This window comes from Methylomonas defluvii (genome assembly GCF_033949435.1).
Taxonomy (GTDB): domain Bacteria; phylum Pseudomonadota; class Gammaproteobacteria; order Methylococcales; family Methylomonadaceae; genus Methylomonas; species Methylomonas defluvii.
This window is the reverse complement of record NZ_JAXARY010000020.1, coordinates 1-23,546: the sequence shown is the minus strand read 5'-3', so window position 1 is coordinate 23,546 and position 23,546 is coordinate 1. Positions and strand designations below refer to the sequence as shown.

General features: G+C 52.0%; 16 protein-coding genes and 1 pseudogene. 8 read left to right on the top strand and 9 right to left on the bottom strand.

All coding sequences use genetic code 11. From position 1 onward, the window contains the following. Window positions 1-40 precede the first annotated feature (40 nt). The 4 genes from QLH52_RS18745 to rpe all read left to right on the top strand — a co-directional run bounded on the left by QLH52_RS18745 (window position 41) and on the right by rpe (window position 9,080). Window positions 41-5,161 (top strand): AAA family ATPase, encoded by a 5,121-nt coding sequence (locus QLH52_RS18745; RefSeq protein ID WP_205450753.1) that lies wholly within the window; start codon window positions 41-43, stop codon window positions 5,159-5,161. 28 nt (window positions 5,162-5,189) lie between these two features. Then, window positions 5,190-5,891 carry a response regulator gene (locus QLH52_RS18740; RefSeq protein ID WP_319962558.1) on the top strand — a complete coding sequence of 234 codons (702 nt, stop codon included), beginning with the start codon at window positions 5,190-5,192 and terminating at the stop codon, window positions 5,889-5,891. Window positions 5,892-5,911: 20 nt separating this feature from the next. Beyond that, window positions 5,912-8,302, top strand: coding sequence for a sensor domain-containing protein (locus QLH52_RS18735; RefSeq protein WP_319962557.1), 2,391 nt, complete (start codon window positions 5,912-5,914; stop codon window positions 8,300-8,302). A gap of 106 nt (window positions 8,303-8,408) precedes the next feature. Continuing rightward, the gene (gene rpe / locus QLH52_RS18730) at window positions 8,409-9,080 is read left to right on the top strand and encodes a ribulose-phosphate 3-epimerase (RefSeq protein WP_319962556.1); all 672 of its coding nucleotides are present in this window, start codon (window positions 8,409-8,411) and stop codon (window positions 9,078-9,080) included. A gap of 70 nt (window positions 9,081-9,150) precedes the next feature. On the opposite strand, the gene QLH52_RS18725 is transcribed toward rpe, so the two are convergent. Next, entirely contained in the window at window positions 9,151-10,923 is a 1,773-nt protein-coding gene (locus QLH52_RS18725; RefSeq protein WP_319962555.1) for an autotransporter domain-containing protein, read from the bottom strand. A gap of 311 nt (window positions 10,924-11,234) precedes the next feature. Between QLH52_RS18725 and QLH52_RS18720 the strand changes: the two genes are divergently transcribed. Next, the gene (locus QLH52_RS18720; protein ID WP_319962554.1) at window positions 11,235-12,449 is read left to right on the top strand and encodes a glycosyltransferase; all 1,215 of its coding nucleotides are present in this window, start codon (window positions 11,235-11,237) and stop codon (window positions 12,447-12,449) included. On the opposite strand, the gene QLH52_RS18715 is transcribed toward QLH52_RS18720, so the two are convergent. The 5 genes from QLH52_RS18715 to QLH52_RS18695 form a co-directional block, all read right to left on the bottom strand. Beyond that, window positions 12,428-13,192 carry an inositol monophosphatase family protein gene (locus tag QLH52_RS18715; protein ID WP_033155372.1) on the bottom strand — a complete coding sequence of 255 codons (765 nt, stop codon included), beginning with the start codon at window positions 13,190-13,192 and terminating at the stop codon, window positions 12,428-12,430. The genes QLH52_RS18720 and QLH52_RS18715 overlap by 22 nt on opposite strands. Before the next feature lie 83 nt (window positions 13,193-13,275). Further along, window positions 13,276-14,544, bottom strand: coding sequence for an ammonium transporter (locus QLH52_RS18710; RefSeq protein ID WP_205454462.1), 1,269 nt, complete (start codon window positions 14,542-14,544; stop codon window positions 13,276-13,278). A gap of 157 nt (window positions 14,545-14,701) precedes the next feature. Then, window positions 14,702-15,040: a P-II family nitrogen regulator gene (locus QLH52_RS18705; protein ID WP_020485493.1), complete on the bottom strand. Its 339-nt coding sequence runs from the start codon at window positions 15,038-15,040 to the stop codon at window positions 14,702-14,704. Window positions 15,041-15,221: 181 nt separating this feature from the next. After that, window positions 15,222-16,625, bottom strand: a complete 1,404-nt coding sequence (locus QLH52_RS18700; RefSeq protein ID WP_319962553.1) for an ammonium transporter — start codon at window positions 16,623-16,625, stop codon at window positions 15,222-15,224. A 22-nt stretch (window positions 16,626-16,647) separates the two neighbouring features. Continuing rightward, entirely contained in the window at window positions 16,648-16,986 is a 339-nt protein-coding gene (locus tag QLH52_RS18695; protein WP_020485491.1) for a P-II family nitrogen regulator, read from the bottom strand. Window positions 16,987-17,394: 408 nt separating this feature from the next. Between QLH52_RS18695 and QLH52_RS18690 the strand changes: the two genes are divergently transcribed. Both QLH52_RS18690 and glnA read left to right on the top strand, forming a co-directional pair. Next, window positions 17,395-18,771, top strand: a complete 1,377-nt coding sequence (locus tag QLH52_RS18690; protein ID WP_033155374.1) for a porin — start codon at window positions 17,395-17,397, stop codon at window positions 18,769-18,771. 164 nt (window positions 18,772-18,935) lie between these two features. Then, window positions 18,936-20,345 (top strand): glutamate--ammonia ligase, encoded by a 1,410-nt coding sequence (glnA, locus tag QLH52_RS18685; protein WP_020485489.1) that lies wholly within the window; start codon window positions 18,936-18,938, stop codon window positions 20,343-20,345. A 131-nt stretch (window positions 20,346-20,476) separates the two neighbouring features. On the opposite strand, the gene QLH52_RS18680 is transcribed toward glnA, so the two are convergent. Beyond that, window positions 20,477-20,839 (bottom strand): hypothetical protein, encoded by a 363-nt coding sequence (locus tag QLH52_RS18680; protein ID WP_319962552.1) that lies wholly within the window; start codon window positions 20,837-20,839, stop codon window positions 20,477-20,479. Window positions 20,840-21,089: 250 nt separating this feature from the next. Here QLH52_RS18680 and QLH52_RS18675 point away from each other — a divergent pair, with 250 nt between their 5' ends. Then, window positions 21,090-22,469: an L-serine ammonia-lyase gene (locus QLH52_RS18675; protein WP_319962551.1), complete on the top strand. Its 1,380-nt coding sequence runs from the start codon at window positions 21,090-21,092 to the stop codon at window positions 22,467-22,469. A 329-nt stretch (window positions 22,470-22,798) separates the two neighbouring features. Here the strand turns inward: QLH52_RS18675 and QLH52_RS18670 are convergent, their stop codons facing one another. Together QLH52_RS18670 and QLH52_RS18665 are read right to left on the bottom strand one after the other, a co-directional pair. Further along, window positions 22,799-23,365 (bottom strand): globin family protein, encoded by a 567-nt coding sequence (locus tag QLH52_RS18670; protein WP_319962550.1) that lies wholly within the window; start codon window positions 23,363-23,365, stop codon window positions 22,799-22,801. A 79-nt stretch (window positions 23,366-23,444) separates the two neighbouring features. Then, window positions 23,445-23,546 (bottom strand): annotated as a pseudogene (locus QLH52_RS18665) (IS110 family transposase); the annotation flags it as partial.

The window sequence follows — 23,546 nt, the reverse complement described above, 5'->3', positions numbered from 1 at the left end:
CTGCCGCGAAAATCGCCTTAACTTTCCCACTCGCCAGCGCATGATCGATATAAGCACCCGAACCGTTCCGCTTCAAAACGCTCCGCAACTGGACAGCTATGTGCTGACCGACAAACTCGGCGAAAGCCTGCAAGCCACGGTTTATAAGGGCTATCACAAACATGTGCCGGAATACCCTCTGGTGGTTAAATGCCTGAAATTGTTGTCCAGTTGGGACGACCAATCCCGGCATCTGCGGCAAAAAATCGAACGCCTGAAAGTATTGCACGACCCGCGCGTCTGCACGCCCTTGGCTTTGGAATCCAACGACGGCGATCAATTCATCGTCCAGCCTTGGTTCAACGGCCAACCGTTGAATGTATGGATCGCTCAACAACAGGCGGTGAATCTGAGCGATTTTTTTACATTGGCCTGCTCCTTGGCCGACACCCTGCAATCGGTGCACGATGCCGGCATTACCCATGGCGGCATCAAACCGCACAATATTCTGGTGCAATCCGGCAGCTTGAATTTGCGCCTGACCGACTTCATCACGCCGCTGGACATCCGCGATGTCAGTCATTTCATTTACGATCCGGAATTCGTCCGCAACACCCTAGCCTATACCTCGCCGGAGCAAACCGGGCGCATCAACTACCGGGTCGATTTCTCCACCGATTTATATTCGCTGGGTATCGTGTTTTACGAACTGCTGACCGGCCGACTGCCGTTTTTTTCCGACGATCCACTGGAACTGATTCACTCGCATCTGGCCGAGGAAGCCATCAAAATCCACGACATTAGTCCGGGCATCCCCAACACCCTGAGCGAAATCATCGCCAAACTGATTTTGAAGCAACCGGAAAAACGTTATCAAAGTGCTTCAGGTTTGTTGGCCGATTTGCTGCGCTGCCAAAAAGAACACGAAACCACCGGCAGCGTATCGAATTTTGGCATAGGCCAACACGACCGCAGCCGCCGGGTGGTTTTCATTTCGAAAATGGTCGGCCGCCAAAGCGAAGCCGAGCTCATTCGCCAGGATTACAGCGAGGTGACCCAAGGCCGGTTTCGTTCGGTGCTAATTTCCGGCCTATCCGGCATCGGCAAAACCCGGCTGATTCAGGAACTCCAAAAACCACTGGTGAAAAATCGCGGTTATTTCAGCTCCGGCAAGTTCGATCAGTACCAAAAAAATATTCCCTACAGTTCGCTGATTCAGGCCTTGCGCAACCTGATACGCACCTTTCTGACCGAAAGCGATGCCCAAGTGCATGATTGGTCCGCAAAAATTCTCGACGCGCTGGACAATGCCGGCGGAGCGATCATTGATGTGGTGCCGGAGCTGGAATTCATCATCGGCCCGCAAGCCGAAGTACAGCCCTTGCCGCCGGTGGAAGCGCGTAACCGTTTCAACAATTTGTTCGGCCGCTTCCTGGCTTGCCTGGCCAGCGAGGACAATCCCTTGGTGTTATTCATCGACGATCTGCAATGGTGCGACAGCGCCACCTTCGATTTTTTGCAAAACCTGTTCGCCAATCACCGTGAACACCCCTATCTATTTTTGCTGGGCGCGTATCGGCATAACGAAGTCGATAGTGGTCATCCTTTGACCAAACTCATCCGTAGCGTGCGAGAAAACGCCGGCCCACTGGCCGAGATCCATTTGACCGAACTCAGCGACGCCGATTGCCACGAAATGGTTGCCTACATTCTGGATTCGTCGCTGAATGCCACCGCCAATTTGGCCGACTTTATCGCCCATCTGACCGAAGGCAACCCCTTATTCGTCAGTGAAAGTCTGGCCTGGTTGTACAACGAAGGTTTACTCAGCATCGACGCCAATCAACACTGGCAATGGGATATGAACCGCATCCGCGACACGCAAATGCCGGCCAGCGTGGTGGAACTGTTCAGCGCCAAAGTGCGTAAATTGCCCAACCAGACTTTGGATATTCTTTATCATTGCGCCTGTATGGGTAATCGCTTCACAGCGGAGGATGTCGGGCTGGTGCTGGACAAGCCCATTGAGCGACTGTTCGAGGACTTAAAACCGGTATTAAGCATGGGCCTGATACTGGAAAATAAAGCCGACCTGCAATTTGTCCATGACCGGGTACAGGAAGCGGTATTGCAGCAAGTTGCCGCCGCGGCGCGCCCCGGCATCCATTGGCGGATCGGCAATCGCTTGCTGTCGGTGGTGCCGCCGGGAGCCGAGCTGGTCAGCCTCGACAATTTATTCACCATCGCCGCTCATCTCAATCAAGGTTGCCCGAATGATCTGGACGAAGAAACCGCCTACTGGCTGGTGAATATCAACTTCAATGCCGGCAATAAAGCCCTGGATGCGCTGGCCGGGGATGCCGCCAACGAATTTTTCCTGAAGGCCCACCATTATTTGCCGCCGGATTGTTGGGAAACGGCTTACGCGCTGACGTTTCGGATTTATCAACGCTTGGCGAAAACCGATTTGATGTGCGGTCGCTACGACAGCTCGGAAGCCTTGCTGAACCGGCTGATCGAGCATGCGGTCAGCGACCTGGATAAGGCCGAGGCGTTGGCCGATCAGACTACATCCCTGTCCTCATTCGGCAACTTTAAGCAAGCTATCGCCACGGCCAACCGTGGCTTGGCGTATTTCAACAAATCCATTCCCGACGACCCCGAACAAGCCCGGCAACGCATGGAAAGTCTGATGCTGATCATTGACCAGCAAGACGATGTCTGGCAAAAAATCCTGAACATGCCGTTTACCCAGCAGCGGCAAAGCAAAATCGAACTGGCTTTTTATAGCGAGTTGATTCCGGATTTGTACATGTGCGGTCTGGTGCCGCAGCTGTATTTATCCGCCGCCCAATCCACCCTGCACTGCCTGGAAGGCGGCATGGACGAATCGGTGATTTATTCGTTTTCCATCATGGGCCTCAATCTGGGCGAACAGGGCAAATTCGACCAGGCGTTTCGATACCAGGATTTGGCTCACGATTTGTGCGCCAAATACCCCAACACCTTTGGCGCTACCCGAGGCATGAACGGCATCGTTTGGTGCAATATGCACTCGCGCAGCCACCCGGCCGATATTGTCGATTACGCGCACAAGGCCATTCAGTCCGGCAAGAACTGCGGCGATCTCTACAACGCCGGCCTGTCCTACGGCCCGCTGATGTGGAATCTAATGGCCCAGGGTAAAAACCTGCGCTGGGTCGAGGAAGCCGCCGATGAATGTCTGCAATTTTCCCGCAAAAACCAGTTGTCGTTTTCAATAGGTCTGGCCCAGGCGGTGCTGGCCGGCTGGGTATTGCCGATGAAGCCCGATTACCGCCCGCTCGATATGCAAACCACGCTGGCGGACTGGCAGGCCAATAACTATGTGGCCGCTACCGGCAGTTACTTCGCATTACTGGGTTTTGCCCAATATTACCTGGGCGACTATGGTGCGGCGGCAATATCGCTGAAAGCCGTGGAAAACTATTTGCACGGCTTAACCGACAATGTTTTGAAACGTCTTTGGTACGCCTTTCGGATCTTGAACTTGCTGCGCTCGGAAATGGATGCGGCGCGAATCGATGCCGAAATTGCGCCCTTGCTTGCGCAACTGGAAGTGTGGGGGCAACTTGGTCCCTTGCTGAAACCCTACCTAATGTTTGTCCATGCCGAGCTTGCCAGACAGCAGGGCCAATACCGCGAAGCGCGCAATCTGTACATGGATGCCATTGCCTTGTCACTGGCGCAGAACTATGGCCTGCTGACCGGCCATATATACGAAACGCTGGCAGATCTGTTGCTGAAGCACCGCTTGGGCGACGCGGAACTGTATTACGGCGAAGCGCGCCGCCACTACCGCTTATGCCGTGCCGATGCGAAAAGCAACCAGCTGCAGGAACGTCATCAATACGTCAGTCCGGAGACCGGCGCCAGAATAGCCAAACCTCAGCCCGCTCCCACCACCTTACCTAGTCTGGACATCAGCTATCTGATGAAATCGGCGCTGGCGTTATCGGCAGAAATCGATCTGACACAATTGATGCAAAAAATCATGGCCGTGGTCTTGGAAAGCTCCGCAGCCCAGCACGGTTATCTGTTGATCAAACAACAAGACGAATTATTGGTGGCCGCCGAGCAGCACGTCGGCAAAAAACGCACGATACACAAACACTATTACAGCTTGAACAAGGTGCGCGGCATCTGCCACGCCATCGTCAATTACGTGCAACGTACCCACGAAAAAGTCGTGCTGAGCGACGCCTGCAGCGAAGGCGAGTTTCAAAATGCGCCCGAGGTTGTGGCGTTTGGCTTACGCTCGGTATTGTGTTTGCCGGTGATCAAGCAAAGCGAATTAATCGGCTTGCTTTACCTGGAAAACCGGCTATCCGAAGGCGTATTCACCCCGGAAAAAATCAGCATGACCGAGCTGTTGACCGCCCAAGCGGCCATTTCGTTGGAAAACGCCCGCTTGCTGGAACAAACCCGCCAAGCTTACAAACAATTACAAGAAAACCAGGATCATATGCTGCAAATGGAAAAGCTGTCGGCACTGGGCACGCTGGTCGGCGGCGTGGCCCATGAGATCAACAATCCGCTGATGGGCGTGATGAACTTCGTCGAATTTGTCTCGGACCGCACGGAAGATGCCAAATCCAAGCAAATACTGGCGCAAGCCTTACAGCAAATTCAACGCATCAAAAACATTGTGTCGAATATGCTGGTGTTTATGCATCAAAAAACCACGCCAACCGGCAGTTGCTCGCTAGAGGAAGTTTTAGGCCAAACCTTGTTGTTGCTGGAAGGCGAATTGCGCAAAACCGCAATCCAAGTCCGTACCGAGATACCGGAAAACTTGCCCAAACTCGCCTGCACGGCGGAAAGCATGCAACAGATTCTGATCAATCTATTGATCAATGCCCGCGATGCGCTAAGCGGTATTGCGCAACCCGAAATTGAAATCAGCGTTCGTTGTGCCGAAAAAATGCTAGAGTTGAATATAAAAGACAATGGTCCCGGCATCCCCGACGAAGTACAAGGCCGCATGTTCGACCCTTTCTTTACCACCAAACCGCCCGGCCAAGGCACCGGCCTGGGTTTATCCGTCACCCGCCGCTTGATTCAAGATGCCGATGGCTCGATAGCCGTGGAAAGCCGCATTGGCGAAGGTTGCCGCATCCGGTTAAAATTCCCCCACATTTAGTATTTGTTAACGAATAGAGACACAGGCGATGGTAAACAACATTCTGGTAATTGACGACGATCCGGCGGTACGCGGCGCCTTCAAGCTGATTCTGGAAGAAGAAGGCTATCGTGTGCGCGAAGCCGAGAACGGTCTGCAAGGTATCGCCATGGTGGAAGCCGATCGTCCCGACTTGATATTTCTGGACTTACGCATGCCCGGCATAGACGGCGTGGAGACCTTACGCCGCCTGAAGGCCTTGGACACCAGCTTGAATGTCTATATCGTCACGGCCTTTGCCGCCGAATTCATGGATCAACTGAAAGACGCCCATGAAGAAGGCTTGCAATTCGAACTGGCCAGCAAACCCTTGTCGGCATCGCAAATCCGCAATATCGCCCAAGTGGTACATATCGCCAAAGTTCACGAAAAACGCCGGGCCAACCACCATAAGCTGGTTTTGACCTTATACGTGGTGTCGCTGAATCCGGAAACCCGCAGGTTGGTCGAGCAAATCAGCGCGGTGCTGGCCGGCATATACGAGCCGGGCCATTGGGTATTCGACGTGGTCGAAGTGTTGGGCATGCCGGAAAAAGCGCTGGAAAAAGAAATCTTTGCTACGCCGATGCTGGTGCGCGACCTGCCGGAACCGGTGTTGAAACTGCTAGGCGATCTTTCGCGAATGTCGTCGGTGATGGCGGCCATCACTACCCAAAATGTTGGTACAGGTGTGCAGACAGTGATTGTTTGATGCCCGGTCGTAACCCGTAAATGCCACAAACACTCAAACAACTCAATCTGATCCTGGACACCATTACCGACGGCGTAATGGTGGTCGACCCGCAAGGCGTCGTTATTTATGCCAATCAAGCCGCAGAACAATTGCTGGAACGCGGCAGCCTGATCGGCCATTCCCTAGCAATTCCGATTTCCGCCGACAAAATTCAATTTCAAGACATTAACCTGATTCGCCCCAGCGGCATAGCCTGGGCGGAACTGCGCTCCACGCCGCTGGAATGGGAAGGCGCGCAAGCCTATGTCATCGGGCTGCGCGACATCACGGCCCGTAAGCAAGCGGAAATCGCGTTGCAGGAAAGCGAACTACTCTTCCATACGCTATCGAAGATTGCCCCAGTCGGCATTTTTCGCACCAACGAAAAAGGCGAATGCGACTACGTCAACCATCGCTGGTGCGAAATCACCGGCTTGCATTTTATTGATTCGCACGGTGACGGCTGGATAGCCGGTTTGCTTGCCGAAGACCGCGATTCGGTGATTGCCGAATGGCAGCGTTGCGTATCCGCCTTGCAGCCCTTCAATATGCAATACCGTTTTCAACTGGCGAACGGCAGCGTGCGCTGGGTGGTGGGGCGCGCCGAACCGGAACTGGACGAAACGGGCGGATTGTGCGGTTACGTCGGCACCATTACCGATATTTCCGACATCAAAGCCAACGAGGAGCGCTTGGGACAAGCCGCCGCCGTATTCGAAAGCACCCGAGAGGGCGTGATGATTACCGACGCCCAACGCCGAATCACGATGGTCAACAAGGCCTTTAGCAACATCACCGGTTACGATAATCGGGATGTAATCGGTCATAGCCCCAGCATCTTAAGTTCCGGCCGCCACAACGCCGATTTTTACCGGGAAATGTGGGCCAATATTGCCACTACGGATCATTGGCAAGGCGAAATCTGGAATCGCCGCAAGTCCGGCGAGGTGTATCCGGAATTGTTGAGCATCAGCACCGTGCGCGACGGCAAAGGCGAGATCAGCCACTACGTGGGTGTGTTTGCCGACATTTCCAAGCTGAAGGCGTCGGAAATGGAACTGGAATTCCTGGCCCACCACGACCCGCTGACGAAATTGCCCAACCGCATGCTGTTCCTGTCGCGCCTGCAACACAACATCGAAAAAGCCCGCCGTCAGGCCAACAAGATGGCAGTGTTGATGCTGGATTTGGACCGCTTCAAGGACGTTAACGATAGCTTCGGCCATTTGGCCGGCGACGATTTGCTGCAAATGGTCGCCGAACGCCTGACTACCCGGCTGCGTACCAGCGACACCATTTGCCGGCTCGGCGGTGACGAATTCGTGGTATTGCTGGAGGAAGTCAACCAACCTGAAACCGTCGCTCATGTGGCCACGCAAATCATCAATGCCTTGAACCAAACTTGGCAACTACCCAGCGGCCATGAAGTACGCATCGGTGTCAGCGTCGGCATCGCGATGTTTCCCGAACACGGCGCTTCGCCGGACGAGTTGATCCAACAAGCCGATACGGCCTTGTATCAAGCCAAAAATGAGGGCAGGAACCGCTTCAAATATTTCTCGGAAGATTTGACCCGCGCCGCGCGGGAACGTATCGATATAGAAATCCGCCTGCGCCAAGCTATCGAGCAAGGCGAATTGCGGGTGTTTTTCCAACCGCAAATTTGCATCGAGAATGGCGCGATTATCGGTGCCGAAGCCCTGGTCCGCTGGCAGACTGCCAGCGGCGAACTGATACCGCCGCTGCGCTTCATCCCGATTGCCGAGGAAACGGGTCTGATTACCAGTATCGGCAATTGGGTGTTGAGAGAAACCTGTCACCACGGCCAGCGCTGGCGGAAAGCAGGTTTTCCAGCCTTGCGTCTGGCGGTTAACCTATCGCCGCAACAGTTTTTGCATAGTGATATTAGCGACGTGGTCGCCAGGATTTTGGCAGAGACCGGTTTTCCGGCCGAGTGCCTGGAACTCGAACTCACTGAAAGCGCGTTGATGAAACGGGAAAAAGAAGCTATCGAAATTTTACACAAGCTGCACGGGTTGGGTGTGCATCTGGCCATTGATGATTTCGGCACCGGTTATTCGTCGCTGGCTTATTTGAAACTCTTTCCGCTGGATGTCTTAAAGATCGATAAAAGTTTTATTGAAGACATCCCCAAACACACTGACGATATGGAAATCACCGCGACGATTATCGCCATGGCTAAGACGCTACGCATGCGCGTGGTAGCGGAAGGCGTGGAAACCGCCGAGCAACTGGCTTTTCTGAAAAGCCGGCAATGCGATCTTTACCAAGGTTATCTGGTCAGCAAACCGCTACCGATAGCGGAATTCGAAAAGTTTCTGACCGACTACGCTCTTAACAAAAATCTTGAGCCCGTAGTGTCGGCTTGAAACAAGCGCCGGCAGCCCTAAAGTGTGCAATCAATCCACTGTTTTAGCCAAACGCCGGAAAAAAGTTATAATGCCGGTTTTTTAACCTCACCAAAAGGATCAAAAGATGGCTGACAATCTGATTGCACCTTCCATACTCTCCGCAGACTTCGCACGCTTGGGCGAAGAAGTTGTTAACGTCTTAAATGCGGGCGCAGACATTGTGCATTTCGATGTGATGGACAACCATTTTGTGCCCAATCTGACTATCGGTCCCTTGGTTTGCGAAGCGCTACGCAAGCATGGCGTTACCGCCCCAATCGACGTCCATTTGATGGTGGAACCGGTAGACCGCATCATCCCGGATTTCGCTAAAGCCGGCGCCAGCTACATTACTTTCCACCCGGAAGCCTCCAGACACATTGACCGTTCACTGCAAATGATCAGAGACTTGGGCTGCAAGTCCGGTCTGGTATTTAACCCAGGCACGCCGTTGCATTTCCTGGAACACGTACTCGACAAAGTCGACATGATTTTGCTGATGTCGGTCAACCCTGGCTTCGGCGGGCAATCTTTCATTCCATCCGCGTTGGATAAATTGCGCCAAGCCAGAAAAATTATCGACGACAGCGGTTTGGATATCCGCCTGGAAATCGACGGCGGCGTAAACGTGGCTAATATTCGTGAAATCAAGGAAGCCGGTGCGGACACCTTCGTAGCGGGCTCCGCTATTTTCGGTAAACCGGATTATAAAAAAGTCATCGACGACATGCGCGCGGAATTAGCCGCAGCCAAATAAGTCTGAAATAAAGACAGCCGCTGCGGGATGTCCCGCAGCGGCCGCCTCCCCAAAGCATTCGCTAAATTCCTTAAAACGGAATTCTCGCCCCCAACTCGATAGTGTGATCGGTAATATAGGCCTGCCCTAAGCGGTATTCGTATCGCAAAAAGCCCGCCCGACCTTCCGGCAAACTCAACGCCAACGACGTACCGATATTGAAATAGTCGCGATCCGGCGTATCGGTTTTTACGCTGAATCTGCCGGCACCGGCAGCCGCCTGACTAAAGCGCGCCTGAATCAAACGGCTTTCGTCCAGATACTGATGCACCCATTCGAAACGCACGCCGGGTGACAACACACCCCAAGAGGTACTGATCGCGTTACTGGCTTGACCGCCGATAGTCGATGTCGCCGAATCGATAGATTGGCCGGCAAACTCCATGGCTAAACCACCACCGCCGCTTTCCTGATAGCTATCCACTTCGGTTTTGCTGTAATCCAGCCTCACATAGGGATTAATCACAAAACTTTGCAGCGCAAAATCTTTACCAAACCCCAAACTAAAGCCGTACTGGTCGCCATTAGCGCTACTGGTAGCCGTATTATCGAATCCGGTATATTGGATGCGCCGATTGATATCGAAGGAATGCAGCGCATAACTCATAATCCAGTCGATATAAAATGACTGCGGCAGGAAATAACTGCCATACGACGAAAATTCGTACGCATCGGTCGACATACTGCCGCTGTTTAAATTGTAATTGGTATCGGTAGAGCCGTAACCGAAGGCCACACCCAACACCAATTCATCCATAAAACTGTAATCCAGACCGAAGGTAACCGCCTTTCTGTCGGCTTTGAAGCCCCGCTCGCTGCCGGTATTGGCTTTTTCGCCGACGTTGAATTGACCTTTCAGAAAGAAACCTAACGGGCTATCGCGAAACGGCTGTTCGTTTGGATCATCCCCAGCCGCCCCGCCCCGAGCCGGGCCTAATGCTGTCATCAACGCCTTGCCGACCGGTATGGTTTCGCCGTTGACATTAATGGTGGAATAACCCAGTAACGAGGCGCTTTGCTGTTGGGAGTTGCGCAGATTAACGATGCGGCCATGCACCACGGAAAATTGCTTGTAACCAAAATCTACAGCCGCCGCACCTTGCGCGGCCACCGCATCCGGAATCACCGCATTCAGGTCGGCGTTGTTTATTTCATTGCAGCGGGCCAATAAATCGCCGCCAGCTCCCGAGCAAGCACTGGTTAAACCTTCGTAAATTGCTTGCTGATTAGGGGTAAAGGTCGGATCGGCGGTTAATTTGGGCGTCGAGGTTATTGGCGTAGTGGGCGTCGTTGGCGTGGTGGGGGGCGGAGCGACGTCGTTGTCCGCAATGCTGGCAACTGCTGACGCGCCCGCCGACACCGAATCACCGGTACAGCTTGGCGTTACATTCTGAAGAGATAAGGTCACAGTTTCAGTGCTTTCTACCAATGCATCGTCGATAATATTGATGGATACCGGCGCACTATCGGTATGAGACCCGCCAAACAAAAAGGGAACGCTGAAAGAAAAGGTGCCGCTCGAAATATTGTAGTCACTGCCTGCGGTTGCACTGCCGCCGACAGCGACGACATCGCCGCTTATGGTGCAGCCGCCATAATCACCGGAGCTGCTAGCCAGACTAACGTTAGCCTGGACAACACCATCCGCTTCGTTAAAGTTATAGGATCTGGAAGAAAAATCCAGAGTCCAGGCTTGTACTGAAAATGGCGCGAAAGATAAAGCGGCCGCCGCTGCCAGCAATACTTCCTTGGAACTGAATGCAAGGGGTCGAATTGCCCGGTTTAAGCACTGGCGCGAAGACATTGGCGGCATTGCCGTTAGTCCGCATAAACCTGATAATTTTTCTGAATGTAATATAGGTAGGATCATGAGAATTTAGCAGGTTAGATACAGCGTAATTAAAGAATAAAAACCTTGTATGCTAATTATGGCACTGAATACTATCGATGATTCCAAATCATTAGCAAACGGTCTGAATTCTATTATTGACTGCCATCATGAGCATAGATAAATGCTAGCGCATAAATTCTCAAACCAGTTGTTTCAACAAAAGTTATTGCTAAACGCTGTAGACAAACTCCAACTTCAACCTTTTGTGAAGCAAATCCACTGCCATGGCTAGAGTCCTGTATTGCTGGGAATTAGGGGGCGGCTACGGCCACACCGCCGCATTTCTGCCCATAGCCCAACAACTTAAAAGTCTCGGGCACGAGGTCGTATTCGCGCTTAAAGATTTGGAATACGCCGACACTTGGTTAGCTGCCGATCACTTTTGTTACCTACAAGCCCCGATACGCTGGCCTGACAGTCGTCCGCAAGCACCAGCCTCCAGTTATCCGGGAATTCTACAAAACGCCGGCTATACCGATAAAACCGGTCTGTTAACCCGAGTAAAAGCCTGGGAATGCCTTTATCGCCATGTAAGTCCTGACTTGATCGTATGCGACCATTCACCGACCGCGTTACTGGCTGCCCGCAAATTTGACACGCCTCGAGCGGGGTTCGGCACCGGCTTTTTTTCGCCGCCGCGCATCAGTCCGATGCCCAATATTCGCCCCTGGTTGCGCGTTAGCGATAAGGCCTTAAACATTATCGAAAGCCAAGTGTTAAACACGACTAACTCGGTTTTAGAGCGTTTGAATACACCACCATTAAGGATTTTGGCGGACTTGTTAGAGTTTACGGAAGATTTTATCTGCACGTTTCCGGAGCTGGACCATTATCGGCAATACCGTAACGCAAATTATTGGGGGCCGACCATTTTGCAGACGGACGGCATGGAGCCGATCTGGCCGAGCGTCGGAGCCGAAAAAATATTCGTCTATTTGCACCCGGAATATCCCGGCCTGGAAGTGTTGCTAAAACAGTTGCGCGCGTCACCTTGGTCGATATTGGCGCACATACCCGGCACAACACCTGTATTTATAGAAAAAAACAGCAGCGCCAATCTACACATTACTCCGCAGCCGGTAATCATCTCGGCTGCTGCCAAACAATGCGATTTGGCTGTTTGCCATGGCGGTGTGGCGACATTGTCGGCATTTTTACTGTCCGGCAAACCCTTGCTGGCATTGCCATTTCAGCTGGAACAACTGATCAGCGCTCAAAACCTCGCTACTCTCGGCGCGGGCACTTACATCGCCGCGGAAAGCAAAAATCCCAACTACAAAACAGCCGTAACTGAGCTATTACGCCATTCGAAACACACACAGACCGCCCAACAGTTTGCGGATAAATACGCCGGCTTCTCGTCCGCACAACAAGCTAGCGATATTGCCAAACGCTGCGAGATGTTGATGAAAGACGCTTACATCAAAGGCAATAGCTGATCGAGAATTTTGCCGTTAGTCGCAAACACCTGCTTTGGAAACACACCAGGATTGCCTTTAAAATCGGTGATGGTTGCGCCGGCTTCTTTGGCTATCAACACGCCCGCGGCAATGTCATACAGATTGAGTTCTTGTTCCCAAAAAGCATCGACCTGGCCATCCGCAACCGTGCATAAATCCAATGCCGCCGAACCCAAGCGCCGTTGGCCGGTGGTAGCCTGCGCGATACGGTTGAAACGCGGCAGGTTGTTATCTTCCAAATACTGGCGCAGGCAGGCAAAACCGGTAGATACCATGCTGCTAGCCAGATTGGTTTCATCAGAGACCCGGATAGGTTTGCCGTTTTTCCAGGCGCCCTTGCCTTTTTCCGCGCAGTAATAATCGTCCAAGGCCGGGCCGTAAACCGCGCCCATCATCAATTCACCGTCGATTTCCAAGGCTACGCTGACGCCCCAAAAATATTGGCCTTTCGAAAATGAATGAGTGCCATCGATCGGATCGACGATCCAGCGGCTGGTTTGGTTGGCGGTTTGGCCGCTTTCCTCCCCCCAAAAACCGTACTCCGGACAATGCTCGCTGAGCGCTTGTTTCAGATAATTTTCCACTGCGACATCGGCATCGGTGACCAAGTCGCGAGCGCTTTTTTTGTTAATCGCCAGAGAGTCCAGATCGTTGAAATATCGCATCGCCACATCGCCCGCCGCGCGGACGATGGTTTCTAAAGCTTCAAGAGTGATGGGCATGATTTTCCTGATTTTGTGGGGATGCGGGCAGGCGGCGATCCGCCCTGCCCGCTATGAAAAGCGTAGATTCTAACCGCTAATGGTTACAGATTGTGATAGCCGGTTTCTTCGTGCAACACAATATCCAGACCTTGCTGCTCTTCGTCTTCGCTGACGCGCAAACCGATGAACACGCCGATGAGTTTCAATAAAACATAGCTGAATAAAGCGCTCCAGGCCGCCGTCACTAAAACCGCAAGCGTTTGCACGCCGACTTGCTGGGCAATAGTCACGCCGTTCAATCCCAAGCCGCCGAAACTTTCAGCAGCAAACACGCCGGTTAAAATCGAACCGACGCAGCCGCCGACGCCATGTACCGGAAACACGTCCAAGGAATCGTCGATTTTCAAACGGCGTTTGACGAATTGCGTGGCGTAAAAACACACGGCGCCAGCCACAATACCAATAACCAAACCACCCATGGGCCCGACAAAGCCAGAGGCCGGCGTAATGGTGCCCAAGCCGGCGACCATCCCGGTGACGATACCTAAAACACTGGGCTTACTAAAACGCAGCCATTCAATGGTCATCCAGGTTAAAGCACCGGCTGCCGCGGCGATATGCGTCACGGCAATCGCCATCCCGGCACTGCCGTCGGCTTTTAACGCGCTACCACCGTTGAAGCCGAACCAGCCGAACCAGAGCATCCCGGCACCCGTAACCACCATGGTCATATTGTGCGGCGGCATCGCCACCGTGGGAAAACCTTTACGGCGCCCCAACACTAATGCCGCCACCAGAGATGCCACCCCGGCGTTGACGTGAATCACAATCCCGCCGGCGAAGTCCTTCGCACCCATCGCCGCCAGCCAGCCGTTGCCCCATATCCAATGGCAAATCGGCATATACACCACAATCAGCCAAAGTCCGCTAAACCACAGCATGGCTGAAAACTTCATCCGTTCGGCAAACGCGCCAACGATCAAGGCCGGGGTAATAATCGCAAAAGTCATTTGAAACATGAAAAACACGGTTTCCGGAATATCGCCGATCAAAGTTTGCGTGTTCATGTCCGGCAGAAAGATCTTGCTGCCGCTCCCCAAAAACGGCTGCCAGCTGCCGCCATCGGCAAATACGAAGCTGTATACACCGGCCAACCACAGTAGCGATACCAGACAGGTAATCGCAAAACATTGCATCAATACCGACAGTACGTTCTTGCTTCTGACCAAACCGCCATAAAACAGCGACAGGCCAGGAATGGTCATGAATAAAACCAGCGCGGTGGAGGTTAAAACCCAAGCGGTGTTGGCTTGGTTAATGCCTTCGGCCCAAGCCTGCTGCGGCAACATCAAGCTGTATGCCATTAGCATCAGCGTTCTTTTTATTGTTGTCATTGTCTTTCACTAGATGATGGTGTGTTGTTATTTTTAAGCTGTCTATAAACAACAAAATCGCCCTGGTCTGCGAATTTCGCGCAGACCAGGGCGATTTTTGATGTTCTACTGCTTTTTATTTTTTGTTGAAGACTTAGATAGCGTCTTCTCCGGTCTCGCCGGTTCTGATACGGATAATCTGTTCCAGGTTGGTCACAAAAATCTTACCGTCGCCAATTTTGCCGGTGTTTGCGGCTTTGACGATGGTTTCCACGGCTTGGTCGACAACGTGTTCCGCCACTGCAATTTCCAGCTTGACCTTAGGCAGAAAATCCACCACGTACTCAGCGCCGCGATATAACTCGGTATGGCCTTTTTGCCTGCCAAAGCCTTTTACTTCGGTTGCCGTTACACCCGCCACCCCGATCTCGGACAAGGCTTCCCTGACGTCGTCCAGCTTGAATGGTTTGATAATCGCTGTAATTAATTTCATGCTATCCCCAAATTCGAATGATTAAAAAGCTGTTTCGTCACTGTTGCCACCATAATAAATAATTCCGGTAGAACCTACAATTTACCCGAGCAAAAGCACCAAAGTAGTGCTTCATGATAACAAAAACGGGCAGCCATCGCCGACCACCCGTTTCTTTTCGCGTTAACCGCAGCTTTCAACCCTAAACGTGATAAGCGGTTTCGCCATGCTCGGTGACATCCAGACCTTCGCGCTCAGTCGCTTCGCTAACCCGCAGACCAAGAGCCACATCGGCAATTTTGAAGGCAATGAAGGACACCACGCCGGACCAAACGATGGCGATGCCTACACCCCAAGCTTGGCTGGCAAGCTGGGTAAGCACACTGTAGTCAGGCAAGGTTGCGTTGGTGACGTAGTCCCAGACGCCGGTACCACCCAAATCAGGGCTGGCAACCAGAGCAGTACCCAAGGCGCCGATAATACCGCCCACCCCATGCACACCAAACGCATCCAGCGAATCGTCGTAACTCATCGCGTGTTTCAAAAAGGTTACCGACCAGAAGCATACTGCACCGACTACTAAGCCCAAACCGATAGCTCCCATCGGCCCTGACCAGCCGCAAGCAGGCGTAATCGCAACTAAACCGGCCACCGCACCTGACGTAGCGCCCAACATGCTGGGTTTACCACGCACAGCCCATTCCGCGCCCATCCAGGCCAGAGTTGCCGCCGCTGCCGCCAACAATGTGTTAACGAAAACCAATGCTGCCAGACCGTTGGCTTCCAGGTTGGAACCTGCATTAAAGCCAAACCAGCCTATCCATAACAAGGATGCGCCTATCATGTTCATCGTCACACTGTGCGGCGCGATAAATTCTTTACCATAACCAATACGCTTGCCTATCATTAAACAACCGACCAAGCCGGCGATACCGGCGTTGATATGTACCACGGTACCGCCGGCAAAATCCAAGGCGCCTTTTTGGAATAAAAAGCCCGCCGTCGCACCGGCTGTTTCCGCTGCGGCCGCATCGGTATAGGCATCGGGGCCAGCCCAGAACCAAACCATATGCGCCATCGGTAAGTAGCAGAAACTGAACCAGATGACAGTAAACAACAGCACCGCTGAAAATTTAACCCGCTCGGCAAATGCGCCGATGATCAAGGCCGGCGTGATAGCCGAGAATGTCAGCTGGAACGCTACATAGATGAATTCCGGTACATAAGCCCCCTTGCTAAAGGTCCCCGCCATCGAATCCGGAGTAATACCCTTCAAAAATGCCTTGCTGAAACCGCCGAAGAAGGCGTTACCTTCGGTAAAGGCAACGCTGTAGCCGAACGTCGCCCACATAATCGCCGTCAACGAAAAGATCACAAAGACCTGCATCAAGATAGACAACATATTTTTGGCTCGCACCATACCGCCGTAGAACAAGGCCAAGCCAGGTATTACCATTAACGCAACCAATACGGTGGCAACTATCATCCAGGCGGTATCGCCTTTGTTAACGGTGGCTTGCACGGCTGGTGCCGCCACTTCTTCCGCAAACGCCATGCCCGAGAGTCCAAACAGCGCGAACAGCGCCATGCCTGTTAAATATTTCATTGTTGGTTTCCCCATCTTCATATTAAAGAGCTTCTTCGCCGGATTCGCCGGTTCTAATCCGAACCACCTGCTCCAGATCGGTTACAAAAATTTTGCCATCGCCGATCTTTCCGGTGTTGGCTACTTTCACAATCGCTTCGACGGCTTGCTCAAGCAAAGCATCCGCAACCGCTACCTCGATTTTTGCTTTGGGTAAAAAATCCACCACATATTCGGCACCACGATACAGTTCCGTATGGCCCTTTTGCCGACCAAAGCCTTTTACTTCAGTAACCGTCACGCCAGATACACCGATATCCGACAACGCCTCACGCACGTCGTCTAGCTTAAACGGCTTAACCACCGCTGTTATCAGTTTCATAGTTCAACACCTCTTTGCTTGAGTTAATAAATTCCCGAAACAAGCGAAGCATGATGCATGCCACTATTTATTCCCATGATTTTTAAAGCTTTATTAAACACATCCATTAAAAGAACAACAGAATCGCACCAAATCAGTGCAACGCTTTTTGGATTGCACCATTGCAACTCAATACCACCCTACAGGCCTTGATCTGCCAGTTTCAGTGGTTTGCTTTAAGAATAAACGGGGCGTTGTCGCAACATAGCAACACTGCATTACTTTGGTGCAACAAAAAGAATTTGCACCATTGCGAATCATGAACTAGTCTACATATACCACCTATCTTATTGATTTTTAATAAATCGAATATGGCCTAAAAACTGCTATAGAATCTTCAGTAGTCACTGAACCAAGGGGATAACCACCATGAGAAACAACACAACGTTAACAAAATCACACAGCCGCGCTTGCTTAGCCGGATTAATGGTGATTTGCAGTGCCTCCGCTAGCGCGGACAGCTGGACAGAAGCATCCGGACTACTGGGTGCAGCGGGGATTGACCCAAACGCATCGAAATTCATGACCGATCATAATCTGAAGGTTGGCGGCTGGCTGAACAGTAGCGTCGGCGCCAACATGAATAGCAACGGTGACGGTTTTAACGGCCCAGTGACATTCAATGATCGTAGCGGTGAATTGCAACTCAACCAGCTGTATCTGTATTTGCAAAAAGCTATCAATGTGAACGGCGACTCTTTCGACATCGGCGGTCGCGTCGATGTGATGTACGGTACCGATGCCGCGTTTACACAAGCTTACGGTTCATTCGGATTCGACCCCGGCACCCTAGCGGACAGTGACCGTGGCAACTGGGATCTGAATTTGAGCGGACACGGGGAGCGCTTCTACGGTTTGGCATTACCACAAGCATACGCCGAGTTTAACCTCCCATTCGGTAATGGTATCGCAGTCAAAGCCGGGCACTTTTATACTCCAATCGGTTACGAAGTAGTTACCGCTCCCGATAACTTCTTCATCACCAAACCCTACACTATGCAATATGGCGAACCATTTACCCATACTGGCATACTCGCAACCTACGCATTCAATCCGAATTGGACAGTAATGGGCGGTGCAGTTACCGGAAGCAACTCGGGCGGCTGGGACGGCAACTGGGACAGAGACCTGGGCAACTGGGCTTGGTTGGGCGGGGTAACCTGGACAAGCGACGACGCCGGCACCTCTCTGGCTATTACTTCAACGGCTGGCGAACGCTCCGAAAACAGCAAAGACACATGGGCCATGTACAGCATCGTCGGCAAGCACAATTTCACCGACAAGTTGCATTACATCATTCAACACGATCACGGTTTTGCCAATAATATCTGGACCGGGAACGCAAGCCTTGCAGGGCTTCCAGACGGCAGGGAAGACGCCGAATGGTATGGCGTCAACCAATATTTGATTTATGACGTCAACGACAAAGTCTCAGCCGGTCTGCGCGCAGAATGGTTCCGTGATCATAACGGCATCCGTGTTCTCGGCCCTGGCCGTTGCTATGCTGCGGCAGGCACAGTCGGCGACAACTTCGCTTGTGGCAGCAACTACGGCGCTAACTATGTTCCCTTTCAAGAAGCCAGCGGATATTACGCCGTTACAGCCGGCTTGAGCTACAAACCGGCAAAATGGTTGAACTTGCGTCCAAACCTGCGTTACGACTTTACCGATAATGCTAAAGCGTTCGACAACGGTACACGCCACAACCAATTCTTGGTTACTGCGGACGTAGTCATCACTTTCTAAGTTGGTAGCCTAAGTAAATCATCGTTATAAAGCTGTACGCCTCCATTGCGTTGAAAGCCCTTTGGAGGCTCTGTTTGTTATAGCTCTTTACTACGTTTGATGATATTGTTAAATCGTTTAAGCTTCTCAACCAAAACAACTACAACCTACGGAGACCCTCACTAATGTCTGTTGATCACGTTCTGAAATTAATCCAAGAAAACGACGTCAAATTTGTCGACTTCCGCTTCTGCGACACGCGCGGTAAAGAACAACACGTTACTTTCCCAGCGCACACCATCGACGAAGACACCTTTGAAGAAGGTAACATGTTTGACGGTTCGTCCATCGCCGGCTGGAAACACATCAACGAATCGGACATGATTCTGATGCCGGACCCCAGCACCGCGGTTATCGATCCTTTCTTCGACGACAAAACCCTGATCTTGCGTTGCGATATTATCGAACCGAAAGATATGCAAGGTTACGCTCGCGACCCGCGCTCTATCGCCAAACGCGCTGAAGCCTATTTGCAATCTACCGGTATCGCCGACACCGCGTTCTTCGGTCCTGAAAACGAATTCTTCATTTTCGACGACGTCCGCTGGAACACTAGCATGGGCGGCTGCTCCTACCAAATCGACTCAGAAGAAGCAGGCTGGAACTCAGAAAAAGTTTACGAAAACGGCAACATCGGTCACCGTCCAGGCGTTAAAGGTGGTTACTTCCCCGTACCGCCCGTCGATTCATTCCAAGACATGCGCTCTGCAATGTGCCTGGTTCTGGAAGAAATCGGCCAAACCGTTGAAGTACACCACCACGAAGTGGCAACTGCCGGTCAGTGCGAAATCGGTGTTAAATTCAATACTTTGGTTAAAAAAGCCGACGAAGTACTGGGCTTGAAATACGTGATTGCCAACATCGCGCACGCTTACGGCAAAACCGCAACCTTCATGCCTAAACCACTGGTTGGCGACAACGGCAGCGGCATGCACGTTCACCAATCTTTGGCTAAAGGCGGCGTCAACCTGTTCACCGGCAACCTGTATGGCGGCTTGTCAGAAACCGCGCTGTACTACATCGGCGGTATCATCAAACACGCTAAAGCGTTAAACGCCATCACCAATCCATCAACCAACAGCTACAAACGTCTGGTTCCTGGCTTCGAAGCGCCTGTGATGCTGGCTTACTCAGCACGTAACCGCTCTGCGTCTATCCGTATTCCTTACGTCACCAACCCTAAAGGCCGCCGGATCGAAGTACGTTTCCCAGACTCCACTGCTAACCCATACTTGGCGTTTTCTGCCATGTTGATGGCCGGTCTTGACGGTATCCAAAACAAAATTCACCCAGGTGAAGCGATGGATAAAGACTTGTACGACTTGCCGCCAGAAGAAGAAAAAGCGATTCCACAAGTGGCTTTCTCTTTGGACGAAGCCTTGGCGGCTCTGGATGCAGACCGCGAATTCTTGACTCGTGGCGGCGTATTCACCGACGACGTAATCGATGGCTACATCGCATTGAAACAAGAAGATGTGACTCGTCTGCGTATGAGCACTCACCCTGTTGAGCTGGATATGTACTACAGCCTATAAATAGTTAAGCCCATTCTTAACGGGCCCGCACTATCCCAAAGCCCCGCAAGTCATCGGCTTCGCGGGGTTTTTTATGCCCTGGCGCGTACCTCACACACCTGCGCCGCTTTTTAGCTGCGTCGAAGAACAAGCTATTTGTCATCCTCCGGCAATTCAGGCGCCTTCCATGATCCGCGCTTATGGGCTTCCATCACGGTTTGCCACCCATTCTCCAGCTCCTTTTCCGTGATACCAAATTGCTGAAGAATGCCATTAAGGCCGGACGGCACGTCAAACGCTGGCTTGGCAATATTATTGGCACGCGGCACGCTCGTTGGAGAAGATGAAATTATTACGCTGCCATTAATAGGTTTGACGTCTCCTTTAGCACACCGCGCCTGATCATCGGTATACAACGTTTTTCCATCGACCACACATTTCATAGGTTCGGCCAACGCCTGACAAACCGGAAAAAATGCGGATATGCTAACGCCCATTAAAAATAGTATTTTCACGGCCTGGTCCGATTAGTTCAAAAGAAAGACATTCGCAGCTGGAACGCAAAGTGCGCCGGAAAAACCGACAGCCAATTTGTTTTCGCAAGCAACCTTTACCGACAAGTCTAGCTTGGAATGCCCCTGCCCATTCGATTGGAGATGCTGTTTATAATCTCGCAGCGGAGGTACATTAATTGCTTTGCAACTGAAGGGGGCATAGCTCCTTTATTCCCGACACACTTTTCTTAGCACTATTTAGGCGACAATTATGGCTATCAGCGTCTTCGATATTTTTAAAATCGGTATCGGACCTTCCAGTTCTCATACTGTGGGGCCCATGCGGGCAGCAATGACGTTTGTCAATAATCTGGAACAGCGAGGTTTTATTGATGAGGTACAGCGCCTGCGCATCGAATTATTCGGTTCGCTTGGTGCGACAGGTAAAGGCCATGGCACCGACAAAGCGGTTTTACTTGGCCTGGAAGGCGAAGCACCTGACTTGATTGACCCCGCCATCATTCCACAACGCCTGGCCACAATCCGCGAATCCGGAGCAGTTAGGCTATTGCAACGATACCCGGTACCGTTCAACGAGAAAGCCGATTTGCTGTTTCAACGTAAAGTACTCCCCTATCACTCCAACGGCATGCGCTTTAGCGTATTCGGCGCAAACGGCGCCGAACTGCTGCAAAGCGATTACTATTCGGTAGGCGGCGGGTTTGTCGTGACCGACGCGGCAGCCGCAGCGGACAGGCTGAGCAATGACGACACCTGCCTACCCTATCCTTTCAAAACGGGTGCAGCGATACTAAAACTGTGCGCGACACATAACAAATCAATCAGCGATTTGATGCTGAGCAATGAAAAAGCGTGGCTGGGTGAAGAGGAAATCCGCCAGAAATTATTGAACATTTGGCAGGTGATGCAAGCCTGCGTCGAACGAGGCTTGCACGAAGAAGGGGTTATGCCGGGCGGCATGAAAGTCAGGCGCAGAGCGGCCAATCTCTACCGGCAGTTGAGCGGCGAAATTCCTCGGCAAACTCCCAGCATGCCGGTGGGAACCATGGAATGGGTAAACTTATTTGCACTTGCCGTCAGCGAGGAAAATGCCTCCGGCGGGCGCGTCGTGACCGCACCCACCAACGGCGCTGCCGGCATTATCCCGGCGGTATTACATTATTACTGGCGCTTTTGCGATGGCGCGAATGAAGAAGGGGTGATTCGCTTCTTACTGACAGCCGCCGCAATAGCGATTCTGTATAAAGAAAACGCCTCGCTATCCGGCGCCGAAGTCGGCTGTCAGGGCGAAGTCGGCGTTGCTTGCTCTATGGCTGCCGGCGCACTGGCTGAAGTATTGGGAGGCACGCCCGAGCAGGTGGAAAATGCCGCCGAAATTGGCATGGAGCATAACTTGGGCTTAACCTGCGATCCTGTTGGCGGTTTGGTGCAGGTGCCCTGCATCGAGCGTAACGCGATGGGTTCGGTTAAGGCTATCAACGCGGCGCGCATTGCCCTGCGCGGCGACGGCAAACATTTTGTATCGCTGGACAAGGTAATCAAAACCATGCGCGAAACCGGCGCCGACATGAAAACCAAATACAAGGAAACCTCACGCGGCGGTTTGGCGGTGAATCTGATTGAATGCTGACAACGGCTTAAACGCAATCTCAAGCTGTTTTATATACCCTCTTTCGCAAGAATCTCCAGCGGAGCGTCGCCCCTGCATGGAAACGGGTAGCCAATCACATAAATGGTACGCTGCGAATAAGATTTTCTGCGCGGATCGGCTTTGAGAACCTTCTGCATGAGGGAATGACGAGCTTTTAGGCGCCGGTTTTAAACGCTATTCACGCTATCCTTACAAATTACCTTTCGCCTTAATGCCTTTAGTCTATTGAAGGCCACACAAGCCCGGGCCTCGACGCGCACAGCCTGAACGGCATAAGCGTAATAAACAGGACCGGGTAAACAATAAAACTAGCCATGCGTCCGGAAGTCGGTCGTTTTTTCACCATCATCATAAATAGCTTGGCCCCTGCCCAGAATACCGTCCCAGCCGGAAGCCGCGAATGCCATGATCTGCTCAGTCGTTTCCTGCGGAACTTGCAATTGATTGAGGCTGCTTTGCAACAGTTCCAACACCACATCGTAGTTATCGTCAATGGGCTGTAATCTTAAAAAATGGGAATGTCCGGGACAGAGCAGGGTCAGATGGGGTTTCTCGTCGCTACCGACTAGATCGCCCGTAACGAACATCTCCAAAAACGCAAAGTCTCGATTATTGACCAAACTGGGCTTGGCGTTCCCTCTGGCAAAAGCCGCCGCAAAGTAATCATCAGCCAATTCGGCAAGTTTTTTAGGCTTGACCGGATCTGCGCTGAGCAAAGCATTGACAAGTTGCTTCAGCGGTTTGGTTTGTTCTTCTATGGGCCTGGAGTAAAAATACCGGTTTATACGATAGTCATCGAGCATGCCGGCATAGAAAATGTCCACGATTTTGGACACCAGGTTCTCGTCAATTTTTGGCAATAGTTTATCGTTCATCGTTTTATCCCCCGTTCTTGTAGTTAACCAGCTTATTTGCTTAAGTCAAATACCGCATGAGTAGATACTGTTATCCAAGTCAAGCCAAATGAATAGCCGAATCGAAGGGTTTGGCGGATTTTAAGACGCCGAACGCCACATGAATCAATTTTCGCATCATGGCGCCGATAATGAGTTTATT

Coding starts and splice junctions, on each gene's coding strand:
- QLH52_RS18745 (WP_205450753.1), top strand. CDS start 41: ATGATCGATATAAGCACCCGAACCGTTCCGCTTCAAAACGCTCCGCAA.
- QLH52_RS18740 (WP_319962558.1), top strand. CDS start 5,190: ATGGTAAACAACATTCTGGTAATTGACGACGATCCGGCGGTACGCGGC.
- QLH52_RS18735 (WP_319962557.1), top strand. CDS start 5,912: ATGCCACAAACACTCAAACAACTCAATCTGATCCTGGACACCATTACC.
- rpe (WP_319962556.1), top strand. CDS start 8,409: ATGGCTGACAATCTGATTGCACCTTCCATACTCTCCGCAGACTTCGCA.
- QLH52_RS18725 (WP_319962555.1), bottom strand. CDS start 10,923: ATGTCTTCGCGCCAGTGCTTAAACCGGGCAATTCGACCCCTTGCATTC.
- QLH52_RS18720 (WP_319962554.1), top strand. CDS start 11,235: ATGGCTAGAGTCCTGTATTGCTGGGAATTAGGGGGCGGCTACGGCCAC.
- QLH52_RS18715 (WP_033155372.1), bottom strand. CDS start 13,192: ATGCCCATCACTCTTGAAGCTTTAGAAACCATCGTCCGCGCGGCGGGC.
- QLH52_RS18710 (WP_205454462.1), bottom strand. CDS start 14,544: ATGCTAATGGCATACAGCTTGATGTTGCCGCAGCAGGCTTGGGCCGAA.
- QLH52_RS18705 (WP_020485493.1), bottom strand. CDS start 15,040: ATGAAATTAATTACAGCGATTATCAAACCATTCAAGCTGGACGACGTC.
- QLH52_RS18700 (WP_319962553.1), bottom strand. CDS start 16,625: ATGAAATATTTAACAGGCATGGCGCTGTTCGCGCTGTTTGGACTCTCG.
- QLH52_RS18695 (WP_020485491.1), bottom strand. CDS start 16,986: ATGAAACTGATAACAGCGGTGGTTAAGCCGTTTAAGCTAGACGACGTG.
- QLH52_RS18690 (WP_033155374.1), top strand. CDS start 17,395: ATGAGAAACAACACAACGTTAACAAAATCACACAGCCGCGCTTGCTTA.
- glnA (WP_020485489.1), top strand. CDS start 18,936: ATGTCTGTTGATCACGTTCTGAAATTAATCCAAGAAAACGACGTCAAA.
- QLH52_RS18675 (WP_319962551.1), top strand. CDS start 21,090: ATGGCTATCAGCGTCTTCGATATTTTTAAAATCGGTATCGGACCTTCC.
- QLH52_RS18670 (WP_319962550.1), bottom strand. CDS start 23,365: ATGAACGATAAACTATTGCCAAAAATTGACGAGAACCTGGTGTCCAAA.